This is a genomic window from Vibrio sp. sp1, assembly GCF_016920955.1.
GTDB lineage: Bacteria > Pseudomonadota > Gammaproteobacteria > Enterobacterales > Vibrionaceae > Vibrio > Vibrio alginolyticus.
The window spans coordinates 1,076,186-1,100,947 of sequence record NZ_CP060590.1; the positions used below are offsets into that span (position 1 = coordinate 1,076,186).

The window sequence follows — 24,762 nt, forward strand, 5'->3', positions numbered from 1 at the left end:
TAACAGCTGTCTTCACAAATCCATTTTGAATCTCCGACTGCTTTATGAAGCCTTCATGATTATGATACTTAGCGTATAACAGATGAGGCCACCGATTCTTACATCATTCCTTATTTATTTGTTAGCTCAATATGTTAGTTAACTCTAGTCGCGCCTACTTATTGTACTCACTGATTTTCAATACACAGCACACAATTTGAATAGAAGATCAGGTTTCTTGTTAAATAAAGTGATATTGTATTATTATATACTAAAGATCGGTGTGCATGATGTTACTACTCGACCATTCAATATTGAGTTTGGCCAATATACCTCGCGAGTAAAAATCATATTCATAAGATCGTTAGATTTTAGACGCTAAATAACAGTGCTTTACATTTACACAGAAAGTCTCCGCCTTCAAAGCGTGTTTCATTTGGCCTTTTCTAACTATTAGCTAAACAAGTCGTTTAGGCTGCTGGCAATGAGGAATATAGATGGCAGAGTTTTCACTTCTCGGGAATTCAAATCACAAGATACATGTACAAGTAGCAAGACAGATTTCTCGCAAAATATTGTCAGGAGAATTAAGTCAAAATGAGAAGCTCCCGAGTGAAATAGAACTGTGTAAGTTGTTTGGTGTTAGTCGGACAGCACTACGAGAGTCGACGAAGTTGCTGTCTGCTAAAGGCTTAATTATCTCTAAACCAAAAGTTGGAACTACGGTACTACCAAGAAACTATTGGCATTTTCTTGATCCTCAACTCTTAGAGTGGATCCAAGATTTAGAAGATACTAAGCCGTTTCTATCTCAGTTTTTAGGATTGCGTAAAGCCATAGAACCAGAGGCGTGTGCGCTGGCAGCCCAAAATGCCAATGCTGAGCAAAGAAAGCTGTTGTCAATTGTATTTCAAAGAATGACGATGGCAGCACGATGTCACGATTATGATGAGTGGATTGCTAACGATCATTTGTTTCATCAAACGATATTCCTTTGTACCGATAATCAATTCTACGTTCCCTTCAGCAATATACTTTCGACCATATTTAAGGTGTTTATTGACAAGTCAGTTGAAGGAGGGAGGTTCTGCCTTAATGAGCACCGTGCAATTTATGATGCAATTATGGTCGGAAACTCATTTCAAGCTCGTTTAGCCTCTCAAACGCTGTTAAATGATGAGAATCAGAGGCTTTCCGACGCCGTGAATAGTTAAGAGCTTGCGTACACCTTTATTGACTAAAAAGAGTTTTCTGTCGTTTCTTTTTGTCATGAACTTTGCCTAATGACCGAGCTCTTTAGTTTAAACGTTTAACCTCATTACAAAGGTTTACTAATGTTTTCCCAACCATATATAAAGAAAAACTTATCTCTTGCTTGGCCGCTTGCTCTTAATGCTTTGTTGATGCAATCAATGCTTATGATTGATACGCTGCTTGTTACGCCATTAGGTGAAGTTTCACTTGCTGCTATGGGGATTGCTACAACAATAGTTTCTTTTGTTTTAGGTATCCAAATGGCTCTAGCAAATGGGTCTCAATTGGTACTTAGCCGTGCCGTAGGCTCTGGTCATTATCTATCGTTAAATAAAGGTTTCTGGGCAGCTTTAGTTATCAACGTTCTAGTCGCATCCTTATTCTGGCTGTTGATTACTGTCTTTGATGAAGCGTTAATCAGTAAGTTGACGGATAACGTTGATCTCTATGCGGAGACAAAATGCTACCTTGCAATTGCTAAGTTCATCGTCATATTCAATGCCATTACTCAGGTTATGATTGCGGTGTTCAATGCGCTTGGACGGACCAAAGTTCCATTTAAAGGCTATTTGATTGAATTGCCAGTCAACGTGGCGATGTCTTATGTTCTGATTCACGGCCTGACTAATTTTGAAGGTATTGGCGTTCAAGGCGCCGCGGCGGGTAGTTTGGTTGCTATTAGTATTCGGCTGTTATATTTAACCATGTGCATTAAGCTTGATGATTCTATCATCTTGTCTATTAAGAAGCTTGATGCGTCATTGAAAAGCAATATATATAAGCATTTTAAAGAGATTTTCCCCGTCGCGGCGAACGTCACAATGTTACAAACTGGCGCAACGATATACATGTTGCTGTACTCGCAACTGACCTTAAATGCTTATGTCGCTATGACTATCGTGATGCCTTGGATCAAAGCGGGTACTCAGTTCATTACTGCTTGGGCGCATTCATCGGCAATCACGATTAGCCAAGCAATTGGGTCAAGAAAAATGGATGAGCTGCGTAACAATGTCGATATTAGTATTGATATGGCCGTGATGATCTCGTTCGTTTCAGCATTTTTCTTTTTTGCACTTAGTTTCGTTCTTCCTGATTTGTATCCCGACTTAGACCCGAGTACTTACAAAGCGTTATCCGCGATTGCTCCACTTTACATACTGCTACCGATAGTACGTGGCTATAACACCGTTCATGGTCATATTTTGAGAGCGTTAGGTAAAACAACGGAGGTGTTTAAGATTAACTTTACCGGTCAGTGGGTAATCTCAATACCGTTATGTGCTTTGATGATTTTATACTTGGACCTTTCAGTGTTTTGGGTGTTTGCAATCATGCCGTTTGAAGAAATTGTTAAGGCATGGCCATTTAGGCATTTAGCACGTAAGTCTCTGAAAGATTTCGATATTAATAAGGCAGACAAGCTAATGTACGATTGATCCTATGACTATTGGATTAGGTCGAAAATATTCGTAGATGCTATGGACTAAAGAGGAGTATGTCTAGCTTATCATTTTGGGGTTTATCGAGTTTATAAATTGTGATCAATAGAGCACATCATAACTTCTTTCCTCGAATCATTCCTTTGCAAACCTTATTATATGTATGACAATATTACATATAATAAGGTTTGAACATGAAACTCAATCTACTCGTAGCCGCAATGGCTGTTACCTTACCAACTCTTGCTATCGCTTCTGATTTAAATAATGGCGTTGATTATCCAGTCCCTGCCGATAAATTTGATATGCGAAACTGGAAGATCACTATTCCTTCCGATATCAATGAAGACGGAAAAGTGGACGAAATCGAGGGTGTGGCGATGCTGAGTTATTCACACAAAGACTTCTTCTTCTTGAACGAAGAAGGCAACTTGGTATTTGAAGTGCAGAATAAAGCGGTAACGACAAAAAACTCGAAGAATGCACGCTCTGAACTACGTGAAATGCCTCGTGGCGCTGACTTTTCTATTCAAACCGATGATTTAGCAAACCATTGGGCTTTATCGAGCCACCCTCAGGCTGCTAAACACAGTCGTGTAGGTGGAACGTTGGAAGCGACCTTGAAAGTGAACCATGTTTCTGAACACGCCAAATTTCCAGAGAAAGGGCCTGCTCATTCTGTTGTTGTCGGTCAAATCCACGCGAAAAAAATTGATGCAAGAATAAAAGAGGGTAAAGGTTATGGACATGGAAATGAACCCATTAAAATCTTCTATAAAAAATTCCCAGAACACAAAATGGGCTCTGTATTTTGGAACTACGAGCGTAACCTAGCGAAGGAAGATCCAAATCGTATTGATATTGCATATCCAGTATGGGGAAATACTTGGGATAACCTTGAAGAACCAGGCCAAGCAGGTATCGCTCTTGGTGAAGAGTTCAGCTACAAGATAGAAGTTCAAGGAACTATGATGAACTTGACGTTTGAAACAGAACGCCACGAGACAGTGACTTATTCCATAGATCTCAGTAAGGGGATTGATAGTAAGGACTTTGAGCATGGCTACGCAGAAGACATGTTCTATTTTAAAGCAGGAGCTTATGGTCAATGTAGCGTCAGTGAGTCTCACCCTGTGTGGGGTACAGGATGTGCGGGCACCGGTGATTTTACAGTCGACAAGAAAAACGGTGACTATAACAGCGTGACATTTTCTAAGCTCAAGCTAAATCAAAATTGAAACTAATAGAAAACTAAGAGCTACTCGATTTCTACTTAAGCCTCATCGATTTGATGAGGCTTTTGTTTTCAGTGGAATTCTTTAAAAGGTAAGAAACAAGATAGAGCAAGCAATCACTGGGACTGGCTTGAATTTAGAGTATTGTGTTGAATTTTGTTCTTCTGAAGAGGTAAAAAAATAAAGCCAGGCTCGAAAGCCTGGCCTAGTATCAAGTGCTACAAAATAACACTAGAGTTGCTTTGAATCGATGTTATCGAAATATGCTTTTGTTGAAGCACCACTTGTGTCCCCTACGTAAATAGTTAGCTGTGATGGTGTATTCGTTGCGTCTAAGCCTGTTTCGGACTGGCTTGGCGCATCAACCGTTTTTCCATTAATAGAAACGTTAATCTCATCACCATCCCAAGCTAGGGACATTGAGTTCCAAGCGTCAGTCGTAATAGTGCCTATTTCTACGTCATCTGATCCTGCTTCGGCTTCAACTTTACCACTGCCCGAAATTCTCAATTCGTAGTAACGATCTGAGTTGTTTTTACCTGAGCCAACATTAATGTATGTAGTTTTTTCGTTGTCTGACGGAATGTAAACATCGAATGACACGCTACCGTTTGATGTTGCTCCGTTTGAAAACTCGCGCGTAACGTATGGTTTGTTGGTCGTATCTGTGTCGGATATTAGCAGAGAGTTAGCGCCGCTCTTTGATACGTCATCACTTACTACAGCCACGGACGTCAAGGTGGAGGAGTCATCAGCAACCGTATTGTATTCTTTCCAACTAGAGTTTGCTGAACTGATATTTGTTCCTACTGGGTATGAGTCAAAGTTTTCACTCACGTCTTCTGACGGTTTATCAGGATTAGAACTTCCGTCTGAAATGACAACCGCTTCGCTTGATGCACTGTTGTAAATTGTCGCGAGGTCTAAGCCTGGAATGTAGTTGTCAAAATCCTCTTCTAGAACCAACACTTCAGAGCCAGAATCACTAGAGTAAATCTTCAAGTTGTCTGCATTTAATTCAAAGTTTGTAGTGTTGCCATTATCACCTAGTCTCAGTGATACATAGGTTACAGCGGTGCCATCAGCGACAGGTAACATTTCACCTATTTGTTTACCGTTAACCGAAAAAGAGAAGAAGTTTTCTATCCAACTGACTTCTATCGCGAGGTTTTCACCTAACTCAAACGTGTCGCCTGTTTCCGTCAAGTTTCCACTTGCATCGCGGTATTTGATTTTGCCGTTTTCAAATGCCACTTCGCCATGCAAGTTGGAATTCGAGGTTTTTGCTGCATAAAATGAGATGTAAGCATTGTCACCAGAACCGTCGGCTTCCTGTTCTGTTTCTTCATGATGCTGGTAAGTTAGATCTACAGTTAGTCGGCCTGTTGAAATTTCTGAAACACTCGTTGAATCAGACAGCTTGATTCGTAACTCACCGGTGTCTTCTTCTGTTCCACCTTTATTGGTATCCAAAATTTGTACGACGTTGTTATCGCCAGCGTCATTATTTGCCGCTGCAACTGCATCTTTCACCGCATCGTTTTCTGATTCATCGTTACCGGTGAAGTTTCCGTCATTTGTTCCTGAGATGGTTAACATGCCGTTTGAAACTTCATAAGTCCCTGTTAACTCGGTAGGGTTACCTAGATCGCTCTCGTCATAAAGGTTGAATGTAAGCGTCTCTGTATCTTTATCTTCGGTATAAGTTGAAGTGTAGATTGTGTAAGTACCGAAGTTATCATCATCGTTATAATACTTTTGCGTACCGTCTTCAAAGACATAGACGTTTGGCAGGTCGTGCTCATCATCGGATTTCGCCACAGTGGCTGGTGTTGAAATATCCCACATACCTTGGCTCAACTCAGACTCAGTTTCTGTTGGTGGGGGAGCCGATGGTGCATCCCTTAAATCAGTGTTACATCCGGTTAACAAACCTGTGGAAATAGCAATTGCTGCTGCAATTTTTGTTACTTGCATGGTAGGTACTCACTTCTATGTGTTTTTATTTATGTAATATTGTTAGACAAATAATTTCTGTCATCTAGATGGTTTTATCAATAGAATGATCCGACTCACACTAGATACAATGATTGCTCACTGAAGTGATGAATAAGTCACACAAAATAGTTGAATATCAACATCAATAAGAGCTGAACCTTTATGAGGTTGACAGCTTTCTTTATAGAGGAACAGCAAAAACTAAAGGTGATTTAGGAAAGAAATTTGATTTTACATCAAGATTTTTGATTTTAAGCCATTGAAATTATTGTTGTTTATATTTTTTTAATCTTCTTCTTTATCATATGAAACGAGTTAAAACATTTCTCTGTAAGTGATGTCTACAAAGGTCGTTTTAGAATCAGACATAGCTAACACTTTTGAATATATAATAATACAAATTGTCAGTTGAGGGGCACTTACATGATTAATATCACAGAACTCTCATGATGAATTAACTAGTATTTGTCATACATTAATTCAATAGTGTTGAATCAAATCCAGGGATTTAAGTGGTATCCCAAAAAATATATACAGAGAGATATAATCATGAAAGCAGTTACAACAATGTCCCTATTCGTTGCTTCCACATTAATGGCGGGAGCGGTTTCCGCAGCAACTTTAGACTATCGCGCAGAATATAAGCATGAGAGTGAAACTTATGCCCAACGTATCAAAATTAGTGGTAGTTCTAAAATTAACGATCAGACCAAACTGAACTTTGGTGTAGAACAAAAATTCCATAGTTACGACAACTCGCATTTTTGGGATCAACTCGTTGCTGGTGATTCTGAGTTTGATTGGGGAGTTCGCTACCAAATAAATAAACAATGGTTTATCCAACCAGGGATGCCTATTACTTTTGGTGATGATGACGAAAAAACCACTTATAAACCACAAGTTCGTGTTGGTTACAAATCCTCTTTTGGCTTAAGTACCGCTTTACGTTACCGACACGAATTTCAAGTTTATTCAGATGGTGCAGGTAACAAAACACTAACGGATGGTACTTCGGTAAGCGTTGCTGGGAAAACAGTTGAACAAGGTAAGTGGACACTGACAGGCTCTTACGATATGCGTCAGTTTGATAACGAGTACCTTGATAACGTCAAGCTGAGCTATGAGATCAACTACAACAAAAACTATGACGAAGTGCGTTTATCTGATTGGAAAGATTCTGAGTGGGATGCTGGCTTAATTGTTGGTTACCAAATGGGAGATTTCCGTCCTTACTTTGAATTGTGGAATGTCAAAGGTAAGGATGGTTCAACCACGGATGACCGCCAATTGAGAACACGCCTTGGCCTTAAATACAGCTTTTAACCCGAGTGTTATTGCCTAATTGTTGTTACAGCAAAAGAGCTGTTAATTCATTTTTATATTGTAGGTGTTAGATTACATGAAGCATATTTTCTTCAAAAGCTTGTTAGCTTCTTCTATTTTACTTGCTGTGGGCTGTAATAGTACGGCGACCATGGTAGATCCATTTCCAAACAACCAAGAAACTGGTGCTGATATTCTGACTCCCGTTACGATAACGGCGAGTAGTCATGATGGTAATGTTCCAGAGCAGTTGTTTGACCAAGATATTATGACACGTTGGTCAGCAAATGGTGATGGTGAGTGGGCGATGTTGGATTACGGCTCGGTTTATGAGTTCGACGCAATTCAAGCCTCGTTCAGCAAAGGTAACGAACGCGTCAGCAAATTTGATGTTCAGTTTAGTACTGATGGTGAAAACTGGGTGACGGTTATTGAGGGTGCGCAAAGCTCTGGTCGCGCACTTGGCTTAGAGCGCTTCCAGTTTGAGCCTGCAGTAAAAGCACGCTATGTTCGTTACGTTGGCCACGGTAATAGCAAAAACCAATGGAACTCAGTTACTGAGTTAGCGGCAGTTAATTGCGGAATTAATGCCTGTCCGGCAAGTCACATCATTACTGATGACGTCGTTAACGCTGAAGCGGCTATGATTGCGCAAATGAAAGCGGAGCAAAAGGCACAAAAGGATTTACTCAAAAAGAATCGTAAAGGCGACTTTGGAGCACCAATCGTCCGTCCTTGTGAAACGACTGTGACGTGTGATCTTTCTAAAGCGATGCCTTACCCTACGTTACCGAAAGAGCCACTCGCTACAAATGCTCCGGGTGAAAACTTTGACTTAACACGTTGGAAACTGACGACACCTTTCGACCATGACAAAGATGGTCGTGCTGATGATATTGATGAGTGGGACTTGGCTAACGGCTTCCAACACTCTGATATATTCTACACAGCAGATGATGGCGGAATGGTATTCAAGAGCTATGTGAAAGGCGCTCGAACTTCTGAAAACACTAAATACGCGCGAACTGAGTTACGTACCATGCTTCGTGCTGGTGATAAGTCTTACAGCACAAAAGGTGTAAATCCTAATAACTGGGTATTCAGTTCTGCACCAGTTGAAGATCAAAAAGAAGCGGGTGGTGTAGACGGTACGCTTGAAGCTACTCTGAAGATTGACCATGCAACCACAACTGGTCAGTCGCATGAAGTTGGCCGCTTTATTATCGGCCAGATTCATGACAAAGATGATGAGCCAATTCGTCTTTATTATCGTAAGCTACCAGACCAACCAACAGGTACAGTTTACTTTGCTCACGAAAAAACCAAAACTGGAACAGAGGATTACTACAGCTTAGTGGGTGATATGACTGGTGAAATCGGTGACGATGGCATCGCGCTAGGTGAAAAATTCAGCTACATCATTGATGTGAAAGGCAACACAATGACAGTTACGGTAAAACGTGATGGTAAAGATGATGTTGTTCAAGTCGTAGATATGAGTGACAGTGGCTATGACGAAGGTGGCAGATATATGTACTTTAAAGCCGGTGTCTATAACCAGAATATGTACGGTAATCCAGATGATTACGCACAAGCTACTTTCTATAAATTAAAACAATCTTTTGGTAAGTACCAAGGCTAGTTCTATCACTTATAGTTGATTGAAGTCCTTTGCCCTCAGCTTTGTAGCTGAGGGCTTTTTTCTATAGAAGAATAAAACAGCTCAAATATTATTTTAATTGACATAGATAAATTAATTTAAAAATTTATCACTATAGATAGGTAATAATTATTGATTGCTTTTATCTTCTGACAATGTTTATTTTTAAGTGCGAATGTATATTAGAGTAGTTTAATTGGTTAAATTTAAAATAACTCTGCGTTAGGGTAGATAAATATCTCATGAAACTATAGAAGCTGTTTTTAAGCTGCCTAAGTGGAGGTTGATTTATATATTTATCGTAGAAGGAAACACTATGCGTGAAGCGAGTTGAATTGTGGTGTTCTAAAAGAAGAGGCCACGAGAAAATAAATTTCCCGTGGCGGCAGTATGAGCTTTGTTCGTTGCTTTAGAGCAAAGTAGCAAGCCTATTGCTAAGAGATTGAAATGACTATTGATGAAGAGTGCTCAAAGCACTAAAGCTCACATCAAAGATTTCTCCTCGATATGCATTATCAGGTTTAAACTGAGGGTAAATTCCGGCTTTGAAGTAAAACGCAATATCAGGCGACGCCCATCTTTCAGTCAGAGTATAGGACTTGTTGTTAGCGGTGTCTGAGTATGCTTCTCCCCACTTCAGTGTGTGCGAGACCATATTACTGCCATCTGCATCGTAGGTGGCTAAAAACAGTCCTTCCTTATCGGCACGGATCGTATATTGCCAGTCTTCGTTTACCGCGTAGGTACCAAGCTTAACGCTGAATGCGTTGCAATCAGTACAGTCTTTGTTGTTATCAAGTTTGTAGTTATCGTTCAGAATAACTCGGACTGGCTTATTGTCACCTTCCCAAAGTAGCTTCACGAGTGCTTGGCTGATTTTCCAACCATGTATCTGGCCTACCACGACTTTTGGTAATTGACCGTCGATTTTAGGGTATTCGTTAATTCTTAGTGTTGCGTTTAGCGTATGCGAAGTTGCGCCGGTACGACTATCTTCAATATACCAACTTGTCTCTTCATCGCTGGTGCTGCAATCCGGGGAGTTAGTACTGATGTAGAGCTCTCGCAATTCTGAACGGATGTAACTGGAGTTGGCCGTTGACGTGCCGTAACCCATATCGGCGCGGAAATGCATGCTACCGTCAATAACATTGAAGTATGATAAATCAATCTCGCGTTGGTAAACGCTCTCTTCGTTAGACAGAAGATCTTTACTTGAATTACAACGCTCAGGCTCTAATTCAGCCGCGCTGTCACCGCCAAAACCATACCAATCATTTTTGCTTGCAGGAATGGTTAATTTCCAATCGTCAATATTCCAGGCTATTGAATCAGTATGGTCAGTTTTGGTTAGTCCTAACTGCTTAAATTGTACCTTTGCTTCACCGTTTTCAAACTGGTTGTAAACTCCGGCTTTAAAGTAGCTCAGGAGGTGCTGCCAGTAGGATACATCTACATTTACCTTTTGTTCATCGTTCACTTTAATGGTTAATGTGTTTTCTCCGATTTTTACTTCGAATCGCGTGAATGCGTTGAGATCGGCTTTTCCTAAGTCATAACGATCATATGATGTTGCATAACAATCTGATGCGCTAGAAGGTAGACTGCAATCTATGGCATTGTTCTTTACTACCGCCCAGTAATGACCAGTGATACTGTTTCGTTCTTGTTCCCAAACGATTCGTAACAAAGGGTGTGGGATAGCACCTGTACCAGAAGTATCTGTGCCTTTGTTATGAATTTGCAGGAAAGTGACTTCATCATGGTTTGCAGGGGAGCTAGCCATTGCAAGGTTAATCTCTGGTAATCGAACATCTGCATACAAAGTTCTAGAGACGCCTTGTTCTGAAATGTTGAAGTTTTCTCGCTCACGAACTTCTGAGCGCATTTTGTAGTTCGACATTTTAAAGACAAGGTAATTGGAATCCTTTTCTGCGTAAAAGTGGTCACTCTTATAATCCGAGAATGCTCCATTTTTGACGTCACTGGTTTTATTTCCCTCCTTCCCATCGGGATCTGATACTTGTAAATCTGAATTTCTCAATATGTTTTGAAATTTTGCTATTGAGTATGGTGCTACATGCTCTTGGTGCGGAATATTTGGTTTATCATCTTGGCTTGTAGTGGCGGTATTTCCTCCACAACCTATTAATCCAAGCCCAGAGAAGCTTATTAGAAGCAATTTAGTTGATTTTATAAACACAGTAGTAAGCCTCTTACACTATTTAATATTTGTAATACAATATCATTTTAGTGTTGTTGGGGAGTAGTTTAGTCATAAGTTAAATAGTAAAAGTGTTAATTAAATCTCAGAAGAGTTCTATATCTATAAGTGGTGTCTTTGATAAGGCGTAAGGTTAAGTTATGTCTGTTTTTCCTAAGAGTTATTAACGGTTTTACTATGATTAAACGCTAATTGATAAGTTCATCTAGAGTCATGTAAACAATCAAAAAAAGCCGGACATGACGTCCGGCTTTGAATTAGTTCCCGATTTTTACATTAATTTTTAGTGACTAACTAAAGATTAAATTTGTGCGAATGCGCCTTTCCAAGTGTAAGTCACACCGTCGAACTCAACGCGATGTGCCGCGTTCTGTTTGTCTTCGTCTAGGTTGCAGATAGCGAAGTGGTAAGCGTTGCCTGTGGTTGTTTGCAGACGAATCACGGTACCCACTTCGTTGTTGCCAACGATGGTTACTGACTCTACTAGGCCACGAGCGCCAACCGATGCTTCGATAGACTCGTTGAAGTAACCGTGCGTTTCTAACACAGAGGCAAACACGTGGTTCTGACCAGATTGACGTAGGATCAGTGCTGGTTCGCTCTTCAAGTTGAAGTCTGGATCATTTGCGCCTGTGCGAGTGAAGAACACTTTGCCACCGCTCGTTGCGCTTGTGATTAGTGAGTAGTAGCTGTTGTCGTGCAACCAGCTTACAAGCGAGCTGCCTTCAACTTGGCCTGAACCCACATTCCATAGATGCTGGTAGCCGTTGTCTTCGCCCATTGGACGCAACGTGCTTTCGACATCGTATTCAAAATCCGTACGAATGATTTGACCAGAGTAGTGCACTGGCAGGTCGTATTGGTGCTCTTGATCTGCTTCGATGCGGTAAACATCAATCACAAGTGGTTTTTCGAATTCTGGCAACTCAGCAAGAATGATGCTGCGCTGCATGTCTACGCCGTTGTAGTAACCAGAAATACGACCGCTCATGCCTTGCAGTTTTTCGTCATCAGCTTTGAAGAAGTGCTTAGAACCGAACTTGGTTTCTGCTAGCGCTGTGTCGAAGTTGTTTTGCGTCTTTTGGTCAACCGTTACTGTGTTGTGCGCGACGGTCTGCTTACAGTAAGACTTGTTCTCTGGAATGTAACGACCGCCAAACTTAGGCTCAACGTTTACCCAGCGACCAAAGCCGTAATCGTGCAGCACTTCATGACCGCGGTTAAACACGCTCAGGTGCAGACCATCGTAGTGACCGTGGTCTAGCGCTGAGTGGTATTGGTGATCGCTGCCGTGTTGACCAAACCAGATAAGCGCCATTGTATCTGCGGTATTGGGGTCGTCGTCTTGTTCGTCACGGTGACGAAGAATGCTTACGCCGCCTTTTTCGCCTTCTGGACCGTCTGTTACGAATAGGCTACCCCAGTTGAATGGTTTGATGTTATCTGCAGCTGCAACTGCGTCAGACAATGTTTTGCCTGAGATATGAACCCAAACGTCTTGCTGGTGGTCTGCCATGCCAAGTAGCGTTTCAGATTGCTCGTAACGGTGGAAACATACTGACGTTGCCATGATTACGCCTTCATCGTTAATCGAAATCGTCTTCGATGAATCGTTCAATGCTGGCAAAGTACCATCTGGGAATGCCGTCTTAAATACCGCGTAAGACGTGGTCTTGATGACCGAGTCGTTGAACTCGTAAATACCAAGCTCAGGCTGACGACGTTCAATCGCTTCTGCGAATAGGTAGATTGGACGCAGCGAGAAACGGTGGTAGTAAGGACCTTCCATGTAGTAGCCATCTGGCGAGAACAGTTGGTCTAGCTGAGCTAGGAAGCCGCCGCTCACTTTGTCCAGTTTCAAGCCGTAAAGCGCTTTGTCTACTGCACCTTGATCGTTGATTGCGTAACCACAGATACCTACTGCTGCTACCGCCCACAGACCGTGGTTGTGTACGATGTCGAAGTCGTGACCGTAAGTGACTACGAACAGCTCAATCATTTGTTTGAACAGGTCGTTTTCAATCAGTGTTTTTTGCTCTTCTTCCAACGTGTGGTAAATGCAGCTGTACGCACAAGAGGCGTATAGCATCCACATGTTCTCGTTCAGAGTTTGGTGGAAGATCTTACCCGGAGGGTTAGAGTCACGGCTGGTGTTGCTCTCTAGCGTCGGGTATACCTTCGCGTAAGCCGTTAGCATGTCCACGATGTAATCGCGGTACTTCTGTTCGCCAGTGATAAGGAATAGGCGACCCGCTAGATCAATGTGGATGTAGTTTTGCTTGTGACGGTTGTGCTCGTAACCGCCGCCTTCGCCGTGACCTGGAACTTCAATACCGACCTCAGCCATGTAAGCGTCAGTTTGTTTGATGTCACGTGCTAGTGCATTTCCTAATAGGCTATCCGTGCCAAGTGCTTTGCTTAGTTCTGCCGCTTCTTCAAAGTTCATTAATAGCGGTTGGTAAGACTGGGTTTGGTAGCTCATTATTATTTCTCCTGCCCGAATGCGTTCACTTCTAGAGAGTAGAAGCCATTCCAGCTGTAGGTTTTACCGTTCATTTCTACTTGGTGTGGGGTTTGGTCGTCAGCGCCTAGCACATTGCTGATCATCACAGTAACCAGTGATTTTTCAGTCATGATTTCTACGATGCTGCCAACGGCGTTGTAACCCACGACGCGGATATCTTTCACCTGACCACGTGCATTCACCGACTGCTCAAACTCTTCGTTGAAGTAGCCGTGTGTTTCTAGCACAGAAGCAAATAGCGTCGATTCGCCCTTGCTGCGTAGAATGAATGCTGGTTCGCTACGTAGGTTAAAGCTCGGGTCATTGGCGCCAGTGCGAGTGAAGATAACTTCATTGTCACCGTTTTGTTTCGCGCTGCTGCTTGTGCCTAACCAAGTGTAGTAGGTGTTGTTTTGTAGCCAGCTAACCAACGCCGTATCTTGCACTTTGCCGCTTGCTACTTTCCAAAGGTGTTGATAACCGAAATCATCGCCAAGCGTGCTCAGTTCACCAAAGCTTTGGTAATCAAAGTTAGTACGTACGATTTGACCATCGTATTGATGAGAGTAGTCGTACTGATGTTCGCCTTCACCTTCGATGCGGTAAAGGTCTAGCAGTAGCGGTGCTTCAAGCTCATCGAGGTTAAGCATGAACACACTGCGCTGCATGTCTGTATTCGGGTAATGGTCGTTCGCAAACGCACTCATACCGTTGATTTCAGTGCCTTCTACTTTGAAGAAGTGAGGCAAACCGTGCACTGAATCAGCGCGGTCTACATCGAAACCATTCTGACATTGCTCATCAATCGTTACCGCGTTATGCGCGATAGTTTGACGTGCGTAGGATTTGTTTTCGTCTACGTAACGACCGCCGAATTTAGGCTCAACGTTTACCCAGCGACAGAAGCCGTATTCACGCAGCACTTCTTGACCACGGTTGAAGAAGGTAATGCCAAGCGTATCGAAGTTACCATGTCCCATGCCGTGTTGACCGTAGTTCATCACAAGCTGTGACACATCACCGGTTTTATCCTGCATACGGATAAAGCCTTGTGCACCGTTGTTACCAGTTGGACCTTCGTTAAGTTCCACGCTCGGCCAGAAAGGCATGCCGATTTCACGGTCTGCGATGGCTTTATCATAGGCTTGAGAAAGCTCAAGACCACAAGGGTGCATCCAAACTGCGTTTTGAATCTTCGCCATGCCTAGGATGTTGTCATCCATACCGTAGTGTTTGCTGTAAACGCTCACCGCAACTTGAACACCCATATCTGTAATGCTCATGGTACGAGATGCGTCGTTTAGGGCAGGGAACTCACCATTCGGGTAAGCCGTTGCCAGCATCGCTTGTACTGTGTTGCCAATCACTTTGTCTTTGTAGTTGTAGATGTCTACTTCAGGCATATGACGGTGTACTACTTCTGCAAATACACAAGTTGGACGAATCGCATAACGATGGTAGTAAGGGCCTTCCATGTAGTAACCAGAAGGGGCGAACAGTTGTGAGATTTGCGCTAGGAAGCCACCGGTATCATCACGGTCTTGACCGTATACCGACATCTCTAGATATTCAGGTTTACCAATAGCTAGACCACAAATACCAACAGCCGCAACTGCCCAGATACCGTGGTTGTGAATACGGTCGAAATCGTGCGCGTATTTTACTGTGAACATGTCTAGCATTGGTTCGAAAATGCGCTCAACAACGGCTGTGCGCTCTTCTTCCGTCATCACTGATGCCACGCAAGAGTAAGCAAGGCTAGTAAACATTAACCAACAGTGTTCATTAAGGATCTGGTGGAAAAGACGACCTGTTGGGTTAGTGTTTTTCTGTACGTGGAAATCAAAAGTGAGGTACTTCTCTGCGTAAATAGCGAGAAGATCTTTAACGAACTGCGCGTACTTTTCTTCTTGAGTGATCAAGAACAAACGACCCGCTAAGTTCATGTAGGTATAGTTTTGTTTGTGGCGGTTGTGCTCGTAGCCACCTGCTTCGCCGTGACCTGGTACGTCTAGAGGCAGACGCATGAAGGCTTCAAGTTCCTTGCGATTCGCTTCAATGGACTTGCCCATTAAGCTCGGCTTTCCGACTTCCTTTCTTAGTAGTTCGACTTCTGCTTCAGTCAACAAAATCGGTTGTGTAGTCATTTCTTTACCACCCTCAGATGAAGTGTGTTGTTTTCTTAAACTTTCTATAAAGTAATACAATATTAAGTTTGGGTGTAGTTTTTGTGGCAAAAAGGGAGAGTGAAATCACGCGAATTTAGCTAACTTATTGATTTGTATTGTTGTGGCAATCCTTGTTGTGGCTGATGTTTCGGCGTTATCAATCGTTAAGTGGAATGCTTTAACGAGCACCGTTTGATGAATATCACATATTTTTAGATATATTGTATGACAATTAAAATAGATCGGATATGCTAGTTACCAATTCGACAGCAGACCCTTTCGCTTCGCGTTTCACTTTTATCAATACGACGCTTTTTTAAGAGAACCTTTTAATAAAAGCATGGTTAAGAATGAAGTGCCGTAGGGTTCGCTTTAATAGAGACTTTTTAGGAGTATGACGATGAATTCTTTCTTTGTATTAGATGAGAACCCGTGGGAAGAGCTAGGCGGCGGTATCAAACGTAAAATTGTTGCTTACACAGATGACCTAATGGCGGTTCACCTATGTTTCGACAAAGGGGCGATTGGTGCTCCACATACTCACGAAATCCATGATCAAATTGGTTACGTAGTACGTGGCAGCTTTGAAGCAGAAATCGAAGGCGAGAAGAAAGTCCTAAAAGAAGGCGATGCATACTTTGCTCGTAAGCACATGATGCACGGTGCGGTTGCACTAGAGCAAGACAGCATTCTTCTAGACATCTTCAACCCAGCTCGTGAAGACTTCTTAAAATAATCTATAGCGCAACCTCAGTTGCTAAGGTGACAACATGAAATCATTAAACATCGCGGTCATTGGCGAATGTATGGTTGAGCTACAGAAAAAGGAAGGTCAGCTAAAGCAGTCATTCGGTGGTGATACGTTGAATACCGCACTGTATTTATCTCGTTTGACCAAAGCTCACGATATCAAAACCAGCTATGTAACGGCTCTGGGTAACGATCCTTTTAGCCAAGAAATGCTATCAGCATGGCAGGAAGAGGGCATCGATACTAGCCTCGTTCTTTCCGTTAAAGAAAAGCAACCAGGTATCTACTACATCGAAACCGATGAAACTGGCGAACGTTACTTCCACTACTGGCGTAACGAAGCGGCCGCTAAGTTCCTATTCGAACAAAATGAGTCTCCGCTATTAGTCGACAAACTTTACTCGTACGATGCGGTTTACTTGAGCGGTATTACATTAGCGATCCTTACTGAAGAAAGTAAGACGCAACTGTTTGGCTTCCTTGAGCGCTTCAAGGCACAAGGTGGTAAGGTTATTTTCGATAACAACTACCGTCCTAAATTGTGGGAAAGCCGCGAGAATGCCATGTCTTGGTACCTTAAGATCCTTAAGCACACAGATATTGCACTGCTCACATTTGAAGATGAGCAAATGCTTTACGGTGACGAGCATCTAGAACAGTGCATCGAGAGAACCTCTGCCCTGGGTGTGGATGAAATCATCATCAAACGTGGTAGCAAAGATTGCTTGGTTGTGGCGAATGGCGAAGCGCAATACGTGGCGCCAAACAAAGTCGACAACGTGATTGATACAACAGCGGCTGGTGATTCTTTCAGTGCGGGCTTCTTGGCGAAGCGTTTGACTGGCGGTAATGCAGCTGAATCGGCTTACTCTGGCCACTGTATGGCTGGCGCGGTAATTCAACATAAAGGTGCCATCATTCCACGTGAAGTGATGCCAGATCTTCCTTTGTAATTCTTTTGCGGAGCGTTGAGTAATCGGCGCTCCGCAGTGATTTATTGAACTCAAGTTAATGACGACGAGTACACTCTTATGACGACATTAAACGAACAATTAGCAAACCTAAAAGTAATTCCTGTTATTGCCATCAACAAAGCAGAAGATGCGATCCCTCTGGGTCGCACCTTGGTTGAAAACGGTATGCCTTGCGCAGAGATCACGTTCCGCACAGAGTGTGCTGCAGAAGCGATTCGTGCTATGCGCGCTGAGTTCCCAGAAATGCTGATCGGTGCAGGTACGATCCTAACTAACGAGCAAGTAGACCAAGCGATCGAAGCTGGTGTGGACTTTATCGTAAGCCCAGGTTTTAACCCTCGCACGGTTCAATACTGCCTAGACAAAGGCGTGGCTATCGTACCTGGCGTAAACAACCCAAGCCTAGTTGAGCAAGCGATGGAAATGGGTCTGCGTACACTTAAGTTCTTCCCTGCTGAGCCATCTGGCGGTGTTGGTATGCTTAAAGCACTAACGGCGGTTTACCCAGTGAAATTCATGCCAACAGGTGGCGTGAGCCTAGGTAACGTAGACGAGTACTTGTCTATCCCTTCAGTACTGGCATGTGGCGGTACTTGGATGGTGCCAACAAAACTTATCGATGAAGGTAACTGGGATGAACTGGGTACACTGGTTCGCGACGCAGTAGCTCACGTAGCATAAGTGTCGTAACACCCCGATAAAACTAGCGAATAGAATATAAAGCGAGCCTCAGGGCTCGCTTTTTTGTGTTTGAAAGTTTGAAAGAGGCGAGAGTTAAAAATCGCATTCATATAAATCCTACTTTCTATCCAATTTTTTCGAAACATCTCATTACGTTTCCTTCAAAGAAATGCCGCGCATTTTTGATCTTCAGACAAAGCGCGAAGAAGAAAAATATTCCATACTCTAATAAATTTCAATTAGACAATTTGTATTACAATATGTTGAGGTGTTCTGAGTGGCAATTATCTCCTAGAAAGCCATTGGTCTAAGAAAGTAAGGGATTTGACGTGTTTTTTTCGTTGAATAACTTATGCTTCAGATCACAATTAAAGCTTATTGTAGTACAAATGGGGTTATGAGAAGAGTAGTCTAGACGTTAGAAAATGATCAAACTTGAAAGGCTGAAAAAATGACTATTGATACTCTTGTTGTTCTTGCCTACTTCTTCTTCTTAGTTGCAATTGGTTGGATGTTCCGTAAGTTCACTACCTCAACCAGTGACTACTTCCGAGGGGGCGGTAAGATGTTATGGTGGATGGTAGGTGCTACCGCCTTCATGACGCAATTTTCAGCATGGACGTTTACAGGTGCCGCAGGACGCGCGTTCAACGACGGTTTCGTTGTTGTAATCCTATTCTTAGCCAACGCATTTGGCTACTTTATGAACTACCTCTATTTTGCTCCAAAGTTCCGCCAACTACGTGTAGTGACGGCGATTGAAGCAATTCGTCAACGTTTTGGTAAGACTTCAGAGCAGTTCTTCACTTGGGCTGGTATGCCAGACAGCTTGATCTCGGCCGGTATTTGGTTGAATGGTCTTGCGATTTTCGTGGCAGCGGTCTTCAACATTCCTATGGAAGCGACCATCATCGTTACGGGCTTAGTGCTAATGCTAATGGCGGTAACAGGCGGCTCTTGGGCGGTTGTTGCATCTGACTTTATGCAGATGCTGGTTATCATGGCAGTGACGATCACTTGTGCGGTGGCGGCATACTTCCATGGTGGCGGTATTGGCAACATCGTGTCGAACTTCCACGGCGACTTCATGCTGGGTAACAACCTGAACTACTTCAGTATCTTTATCCTTTGGGTTGTCTTCATCTTTGTTAAACAGTTCGGTGTCATGAACAACAGCATCAACGCTTACCGCTACTTATGTGCAAAAGACAGTGAAAACGCACGTAAAGCTGCAGGTCTTGCATGTGTGCTGATGATTGTTGGTCCTATCATCTGGTTCCTACCACCTTGGTACGTTGCGGCATTTATGCCTGATTTCGCAGAGCAATACGGCTCAGTAGGTGGTGATGCAGCATACCTAGCATTCGTACAAAACGTAATGCCAGCAGGTATGGTGGGTCTTCTGATGTCAGCAATGTTTGCGGCGACCATGTCTTCAATGGACTCTGGTCTTAACCGTAACGCGGGCATCTTTGTGATGAACTTCTACAGCCCGATTGTGCGTCCACAAGCGTCGCAAAAAGAACTGGTTATCGTGAGTAAAGCAACGACTATCGTGATGGGCTTCATCATCATTGGTATCGGTCTATTCATTAACTCACTACGTCACTTGAGCCTGTTCGATATCGTACTGAACGTCGGTGCATTAATTGGCTTCCCAATGCTGATTCCTATACTACTTGGTATGTGGATTCGTAAGACGCCGGATTGGGCTGGTTGGGCAACACTGGTTGTTGGTGGCTTTGTTTCTTACATCTTCGGTATCTCACTACAAGCAGAAGATGTAGAGCGCCTATTCGGTCTAGAGCAAGCGTTTACAGGACGTGAGTGGGCAGATCTGAAAGTTGGCTTGAGCTTAGCGGCACACGTTATCTTCACCGGTGGTTTCTTCTTGCTGACAACGCGCTTCTACAAAGGTCTATCACCTGAACGTGAGAAAGAAGTGGACCAATTGTTCGAGAACTGGAATACGCCACTTGTGGCTGACAGCGAAGAGCAGCAGAACCTAGATACAAAACAGCGCGGCATGCTTGGTAAGCTTATCAGCGTAGCGGGCTTCGGTATCCTAGCTATGGCTCTAATTCCAAATGAACCATCTGGTCGACTACTGTTTATCTTGTGTGGTGCGATTGTTCTCTCGGTGGGTGTTCTATTGGTGAACGCAGCCCGAGGGCCTAAAAGCCCAAAGTTAGCTAACGCGAAAAACTAACCAAAGTTAAAGACTCTCAATGAAAAATCCCGCGGTGTTAAAGCCGTGGGATTTTTTGATCAAGCTGACTGAGAAAGCGTGGCGCATCGTTTGTTGTTATTCGTTGTATTGGGGAACTCCCAATAAGGTGCGACTATATTCACATTAGAGTCGTCAGCCTAAAGCGAAAAAGCAATCTAACTTTCTTTGCATGCCGTGTTTACACTTTACACCCCAAACCTGATGCTTTGTCTATTTAAATAAATATGTGTGCCTTCTTAGCAAAGAAAAAGCATTAAATCAGACGTAGCTTTAATGAGGCGTACGCCAGAAATAGGAGAGAGGTTTTGAAGTGTGAGTGGAAAATATATAAGAGAATTGGAAGAGGCTGCCCTGCAAAACTTTAAAGGAGTGGCTAGGGTATCAAGGAGTGATGAGCGTTTGGGAAAAACAAAAAAGCCCAGCTACATTGGTTGCTGGGCTTATAGTTGCAACTGAGTGTGACTAAGCTTCTAGCTCTGCAAAGTAGTCGAAGATGACTGGAACGTCATTTTGACCAAGGCCTTTATCAACTGCTGCTTGTAGACTCTTAGAAGTGCCCTCTGCAATCAGGGAAGTTGTACCAAGCTCTTCGCATAGAGCAAGGAAGTAACCGAGGTCTTTGTTTGCGTTTGCAACAGAGAAGCCTAGTTTTTCTTCGCCATCTACGGCGTAAAACTTACAGAATTGCATAAATGGTGAGTTTGATGGTCCTGCAGACATGATGTCGAATAATTGTTGACCATCAACACCAGCACGTTTAGCAACAGCAAATGCCTGAGACATGGTTGCTACGGTTGTCATACCCATAAAGTTATTCACAAGCTTAGTTACGTGACCAGAGCCTAGTGCGCCAAGGTAAAATACGTTTTCACCTTGATCGTCCAGTACTGGCTTAACCTTATTGAATGTTTCGACGTCGCCTGCGGCCATGATGTTTAGTAAACCATCTTTTGCGTGGGCAGGTGTACGACCTAGAGGCGCATCAATCATACCAGCCCCTTTCTTAGCGAGGTCAGCGCCAATCTTCTTCGTTGAAGCTGGAATAGATGTACCGAAGTCGATGAGTGTTTTACCTTCTGACATGCCAGCTAGAACACCAGTGTCTCCGTAAACAATTTTTTCGACAACTTCAGATGTTGTTAGGCACAGCATCACGATATCACTTTTCTCTGCTAGCTCTTTACCTGAAGAAGCTTCAGAAGCGTTTCCACGAGCTAGTACTGCGTCAACAGCATCTTTATTGAGGTCCATTACAGCAACTTCGTAACCACGTTTCTGTAGGTTTTCAACCATGTTTCCGCCCATCAAGCCTAGGCCGATGAAACCAATGATAGGTTTAGTCATTTTAACTCCAAAAATACTATTGTATGATTATATTGCTTGTTGATAATCATAATGACTATTGTGGCTTTTGCAATTGAAAATTATGAGCATAGCGGGCTTGGGATGGATTTTTTCTAAAAGTGAGATGTAAGTAAGGTTTGTGAGGGTTTTATTCATCAGTGTATATAAGAAAAGCGGATTCATCACGCTTCCATTTTTATCGTGAACAAAGCCTTTAGGAGGCTTAAATAACGTAAAAAATAAAATTTATTGTAATACAAGTGGTTTTGTTTCAGCTAGAGGAATACTGTCCATACCAAAAAATGGGTGAAACGTTACAAATGGGGTGAAAGGCGAGGTGGTATAAGGATAAGCCGCAGTACAAACATACTGCGGCCGTTATCAAATCAGTACTAAAGCGTACTTACTGATAGGTAAAAAGACTTATTGGTACTAAATGCCTAAAGCTTGACCACCACCAATTTGCAGTGTTTCTGCGGTAATGAATGATGCATCTTTACTTACCAGAAAAGAGATAGCAGAGGCGACTTCCTCTGGCTTGCCTAGGCGTCCAAGCATAATACTGTCTGCCCAAGAAGCAAATACTTCAGGCTTGGTTGCTTTGATTTGAGCATGGAATGGTGTATCGATAGTGCCAGGAGATACTGCATTGACTCGAATTCCAGCCGGAGCTAACTCTTTAGCTAAAGCGCGAGTTAATGTATGAACGGCGGCTTTTGATGTACCGTAAATACCTGCACCTGGACCACCTGCATTCCAAGCAGCGTTTGAAGTGAAGTTGATAATTGATGCGTTATCAGACTTTTTTAGAAATGGAATCGCTGCGCGTGATACGAAGAATGCACTATCGAGGTTTAAAGCCATGACTTTACGGAAAAAAGCAGTTTCCATACCTTCAATAGGACTACGACCACCAAGACCACCTGCGTTATTAACGACAACATCGATTTTGCCGTATTTTTCACCAATAGCATTGATGTTTTCATCGACGGCATGTTCATCTGTAACGTCAAAACCGTAGTATTCAGCCTCAATTCCTGCGTTATGTAGTTTGGAGACACACTCCGAACCTTTTTCATCTTCAATGCCGTTTAGAATGACCGTGTATCCATCCTGACCAAGACGCTTTGCCACTTGGAAGCCGATACCGCCAGTAGCACCAGAAATAAATGCAATTTTAGTAGACATAATGGTGTTCTCTCATGTTTGTAGAGTTGGAAAGGATTTTTTATTTAACATAGAGTATTATTGTAATACAAATTAGTTTAATAAACAGAGAAACACCAACAATGAGAAGTCGATCACGTACTTTCTTTAGATGCTGACTCATCCAGTGGCATATATCGACTTTTACGGTCGTGCATGATTTGTATCTAGTCAGGATAATCGGGATATATAAACAATTGAGCTTATAGCTGCGGGCTTAGCTCGTTGGGCCGAGGTTTGTTGCAAGTAGAAAGAAAGCCGATTAACCGTGGGTCTTTGTTGCCAAACTTATGATTTCATTTAGGCTTGCCAAGTGATGGTTGGATAACTTTGTCGAGAGGTTGAGTTTTAAGCGGGTAGGGAACCTTTTTAGGATCTTAAGTCTTTCAAGGTCATTCTGAATAGCGAGGAACGAGCGTGATTTAGAATCTCTTGCCCGAGCACGCTGTTATGATATATGACGCCGTTTCGCCAAGCGTTATTTATCACCATTATTCTGAAGAGTCGAGTTAGGACCTATTGGATAATGATTTTGACTAAGCTGAGATAAAAATGCCCGCTAAATCAGCGGGCATTTTTGTTTACGTCATTAATGGTGCATGTGTTTTTCCATGTGACCTTGTTTTTCAACCGCCATTTCTACTTCCACTTTACCCGCGTTTTTGAATGTTAACGTCATAGGGAAGCGGTCGCCTTCTTTGAGCGCTTGTGTTGGATTGAAAATCATTAAATGGAAGCTGCCTGGCTTAAACAACACTGAGTCATTGGCTGGAACGCGCACTTCGTCAATCTTAATCATTTTCATCACACCATCTTCTTTCTTATGCGTGTGAATTTCGACATGCCCTGCGATTGGGCTTTCTGCTGCGATCAATGCATCTTCACTGTCACCGTGGTTGGTTAATTGAAAAAAACCACCGATAACAGGTGCGTTTGGTGGCGCTTCGCGGCTCCATGGATGGTCGATATGAATTTTTCCTGCTTCATAATCGTGCGCTAAACTCAGTGGGCTAGCGATGACAGCAATAAGCGCGATAGCGGCGGTTTTAAATGATTTAAGCATGTGTTTTTCCTTTTGAATGAATAGCTTCTCTGAATGGACAACAAACAGAGTCATCGTTATTTTTGAATAAAGTTGTCAATGATTAGATGCCTGTTAGGCAGGAAAAACACTCGGCGGAGAGTGCTTAGGCGCGATGTGTTTGTAAACGAACTTATCGCATTTTGAAAAATGATAAGTCGTCAGTGCATACTTTACTCGGCGCAGCCAATGGATGGTTGTCAGGTAAAGCCCAATCGCAACCAGAAGAAAGAATTGAACAGCTTGAAGAAGCGGACATTCAAACTGAAAGCCGTCGTGTAAGTTAAGATCTTGGATGAGCTTAGAAGAAGATTGAGCGTTAGCCTCAATCAACGTATTGATATCCACCCATTTGAAACCATCTGCGGTACACAGTAAAACCTTTTCACTTTGGACTTTGTTGAGCCAAGTTGTGCTGTGAACTTGTGTAGGATTAAGAGCGGCTGTGGACGCTAAATACAACTGAAACAACACCGCGATAATAACCGCAATAGCGTGCAAGCGATGGTGTTTGTGCTGTATTAGAGTGTTTTCCATACAATTGAGTGCTTATCTTCTTCGGCGCGGGATACTAACAAATTAACCAAACAATGTAATTATCAGTTTACTAAAAGGTGATGCAAGTGTGCATTATTTGTTTTGTTGCCTATTTTTAACGCTTTAATGTCTTGATTCGGCTGACATTCACAACCTCCAATTCAACTTGTCAG

At 42.7% G+C, this 24,762-nt stretch carries 17 protein-coding genes; 9 read left to right on the top strand and 8 right to left on the bottom strand.

Annotated elements, in window-relative coordinates; translation table 11 throughout:
• Positions 1-476 precede the first annotated feature (476 nt).
• The 3 genes from H9L11_RS20255 to H9L11_RS20265 all read left to right on the top strand — a co-directional run bounded on the left by H9L11_RS20255 (position 477) and on the right by H9L11_RS20265 (position 3,913).
• A complete protein-coding gene (locus H9L11_RS20255) occupies positions 477-1,193 on the top strand; it encodes a FadR/GntR family transcriptional regulator (protein ID WP_017634231.1) in 717 nt (238 codons plus the stop codon).
• Between the two features lie 120 nt (positions 1,194-1,313).
• A complete protein-coding gene (locus H9L11_RS20260; RefSeq protein ID WP_080996215.1) occupies positions 1,314-2,672 on the top strand; it encodes an MATE family efflux transporter in 1,359 nt (452 codons plus the stop codon).
• A 197-nt stretch (positions 2,673-2,869) separates the two neighbouring features.
• On the top strand, positions 2,870-3,913 hold the full coding sequence (locus H9L11_RS20265; RefSeq protein ID WP_033906976.1) for a polysaccharide lyase family 7 protein: 1,044 nt from the start codon (positions 2,870-2,872) through the stop codon (positions 3,911-3,913).
• 228 nt (positions 3,914-4,141) lie between these two features.
• Here H9L11_RS20265 and H9L11_RS20270 read toward each other — a convergent pair whose 3' ends face one another.
• Complete coding sequence (locus H9L11_RS20270) at positions 4,142-5,887, bottom strand: hypothetical protein (protein WP_033906977.1); 1,746 nt, start codon at positions 5,885-5,887, stop codon at positions 4,142-4,144.
• 570 nt (positions 5,888-6,457) lie between these two features.
• Between H9L11_RS20270 and H9L11_RS20275 the strand changes: the two genes are divergently transcribed.
• The gene (locus tag H9L11_RS20275) at positions 6,458-7,231 is read left to right on the top strand and encodes an oligogalacturonate-specific porin KdgM family protein (RefSeq protein WP_017634227.1); all 774 of its coding nucleotides are present in this window, start codon (positions 6,458-6,460) and stop codon (positions 7,229-7,231) included.
• A gap of 76 nt (positions 7,232-7,307) precedes the next feature.
• Positions 7,308-8,873 (top strand): polysaccharide lyase family 7 protein, encoded by a 1,566-nt coding sequence (locus H9L11_RS20280; protein WP_017821221.1) that lies wholly within the window; start codon positions 7,308-7,310, stop codon positions 8,871-8,873.
• A 469-nt stretch (positions 8,874-9,342) separates the two neighbouring features.
• Here the strand turns inward: H9L11_RS20280 and H9L11_RS20285 are convergent, their stop codons facing one another.
• The 3 genes from H9L11_RS20285 to H9L11_RS20295 form a co-directional block, all read right to left on the bottom strand.
• Positions 9,343-11,094 (bottom strand): polysaccharide lyase family 7 protein, encoded by a 1,752-nt coding sequence (locus tag H9L11_RS20285; RefSeq protein ID WP_205391143.1) that lies wholly within the window; start codon positions 11,092-11,094, stop codon positions 9,343-9,345.
• 322 nt (positions 11,095-11,416) lie between these two features.
• A complete protein-coding gene (locus H9L11_RS20290) occupies positions 11,417-13,597 on the bottom strand; it encodes a heparinase II/III family protein (RefSeq protein ID WP_205391144.1) in 2,181 nt (726 codons plus the stop codon).
• Positions 13,598-13,599: 2 nt separating this feature from the next.
• Positions 13,600-15,765, bottom strand: a complete 2,166-nt coding sequence (locus H9L11_RS20295) for a heparinase II/III family protein (RefSeq protein ID WP_033906980.1) — start codon at positions 15,763-15,765, stop codon at positions 13,600-13,602.
• A 421-nt stretch (positions 15,766-16,186) separates the two neighbouring features.
• On the opposite strand from H9L11_RS20295, the gene H9L11_RS20300 reads away from it, so the two are divergent.
• From H9L11_RS20300 to H9L11_RS20315, 4 genes are all read left to right on the top strand, one after another.
• Entirely contained in the window at positions 16,187-16,522 is a 336-nt protein-coding gene (locus tag H9L11_RS20300; RefSeq protein WP_005450851.1) for a cupin domain-containing protein, read from the top strand.
• A 34-nt stretch (positions 16,523-16,556) separates the two neighbouring features.
• Positions 16,557-17,489, top strand: coding sequence for a sugar kinase (locus H9L11_RS20305; RefSeq protein WP_205391145.1), 933 nt, complete (start codon positions 16,557-16,559; stop codon positions 17,487-17,489).
• A 78-nt stretch (positions 17,490-17,567) separates the two neighbouring features.
• Positions 17,568-18,191 carry a bifunctional 4-hydroxy-2-oxoglutarate aldolase/2-dehydro-3-deoxy-phosphogluconate aldolase gene (locus H9L11_RS20310; protein WP_033906982.1) on the top strand — a complete coding sequence of 208 codons (624 nt, stop codon included), beginning with the start codon at positions 17,568-17,570 and terminating at the stop codon, positions 18,189-18,191.
• Positions 18,192-18,642: 451 nt separating this feature from the next.
• Positions 18,643-20,400, top strand: coding sequence for a sodium:solute symporter family protein (locus tag H9L11_RS20315; RefSeq protein WP_033906983.1), 1,758 nt, complete (start codon positions 18,643-18,645; stop codon positions 20,398-20,400).
• Between the two features lie 483 nt (positions 20,401-20,883).
• On the opposite strand, the gene H9L11_RS20320 is transcribed toward H9L11_RS20315, so the two are convergent.
• The 4 genes from H9L11_RS20320 to H9L11_RS20335 all read right to left on the bottom strand — a co-directional run bounded on the left by H9L11_RS20320 (position 20,884) and on the right by H9L11_RS20335 (position 24,589).
• Positions 20,884-21,765 (bottom strand): NAD(P)-dependent oxidoreductase, encoded by an 882-nt coding sequence (locus tag H9L11_RS20320; RefSeq protein ID WP_005388501.1) that lies wholly within the window; start codon positions 21,763-21,765, stop codon positions 20,884-20,886.
• A gap of 432 nt (positions 21,766-22,197) precedes the next feature.
• The gene (locus H9L11_RS20325; protein ID WP_033906984.1) at positions 22,198-22,953 is read right to left on the bottom strand and encodes an SDR family NAD(P)-dependent oxidoreductase; all 756 of its coding nucleotides are present in this window, start codon (positions 22,951-22,953) and stop codon (positions 22,198-22,200) included.
• A 607-nt stretch (positions 22,954-23,560) separates the two neighbouring features.
• Entirely contained in the window at positions 23,561-24,034 is a 474-nt protein-coding gene (locus H9L11_RS20330) for a copper chaperone PCu(A)C (protein WP_005395626.1), read from the bottom strand.
• 93 nt (positions 24,035-24,127) lie between these two features.
• On the bottom strand, positions 24,128-24,589 hold the full coding sequence (locus H9L11_RS20335) for a hypothetical protein (protein WP_005375842.1): 462 nt from the start codon (positions 24,587-24,589) through the stop codon (positions 24,128-24,130).
• Between the last annotated feature and the right edge of the window lie 173 nt (positions 24,590-24,762).

What these genes read in the sequence shown, in the direction of transcription:
- H9L11_RS20255 (WP_017634231.1), top strand. Translation starts at nt 477, where the DNA reads ATGGCAGAGTTTTCACTTCTCGGGAATTCAAATCACAAGATACATGTA.
- H9L11_RS20260 (WP_080996215.1), top strand. Translation starts at nt 1,314, where the DNA reads ATGTTTTCCCAACCATATATAAAGAAAAACTTATCTCTTGCTTGGCCG.
- H9L11_RS20265 (WP_033906976.1), top strand. Translation starts at nt 2,870, where the DNA reads ATGAAACTCAATCTACTCGTAGCCGCAATGGCTGTTACCTTACCAACT.
- H9L11_RS20270 (WP_033906977.1), bottom strand. Translation starts at nt 5,887, where the DNA reads ATGCAAGTAACAAAAATTGCAGCAGCAATTGCTATTTCCACAGGTTTG.
- H9L11_RS20275 (WP_017634227.1), top strand. Translation starts at nt 6,458, where the DNA reads ATGAAAGCAGTTACAACAATGTCCCTATTCGTTGCTTCCACATTAATG.
- H9L11_RS20280 (WP_017821221.1), top strand. Translation starts at nt 7,308, where the DNA reads ATGAAGCATATTTTCTTCAAAAGCTTGTTAGCTTCTTCTATTTTACTT.
- H9L11_RS20290 (WP_205391144.1), bottom strand. Translation starts at nt 13,597, where the DNA reads ATGAGCTACCAAACCCAGTCTTACCAACCGCTATTAATGAACTTTGAA.
- H9L11_RS20295 (WP_033906980.1), bottom strand. Translation starts at nt 15,765, where the DNA reads ATGACTACACAACCGATTTTGTTGACTGAAGCAGAAGTCGAACTACTA.
- H9L11_RS20300 (WP_005450851.1), top strand. Translation starts at nt 16,187, where the DNA reads ATGAATTCTTTCTTTGTATTAGATGAGAACCCGTGGGAAGAGCTAGGC.
- H9L11_RS20305 (WP_205391145.1), top strand. Translation starts at nt 16,557, where the DNA reads ATGAAATCATTAAACATCGCGGTCATTGGCGAATGTATGGTTGAGCTA.
- H9L11_RS20310 (WP_033906982.1), top strand. Translation starts at nt 17,568, where the DNA reads ATGACGACATTAAACGAACAATTAGCAAACCTAAAAGTAATTCCTGTT.
- H9L11_RS20315 (WP_033906983.1), top strand. Translation starts at nt 18,643, where the DNA reads ATGACTATTGATACTCTTGTTGTTCTTGCCTACTTCTTCTTCTTAGTT.
- H9L11_RS20320 (WP_005388501.1), bottom strand. Translation starts at nt 21,765, where the DNA reads ATGACTAAACCTATCATTGGTTTCATCGGCCTAGGCTTGATGGGCGGA.
- H9L11_RS20325 (WP_033906984.1), bottom strand. Translation starts at nt 22,953, where the DNA reads ATGTCTACTAAAATTGCATTTATTTCTGGTGCTACTGGCGGTATCGGC.
- H9L11_RS20330 (WP_005395626.1), bottom strand. Translation starts at nt 24,034, where the DNA reads ATGCTTAAATCATTTAAAACCGCCGCTATCGCGCTTATTGCTGTCATC.
- H9L11_RS20335 (WP_005375842.1), bottom strand. Translation starts at nt 24,589, where the DNA reads ATGGAAAACACTCTAATACAGCACAAACACCATCGCTTGCACGCTATT.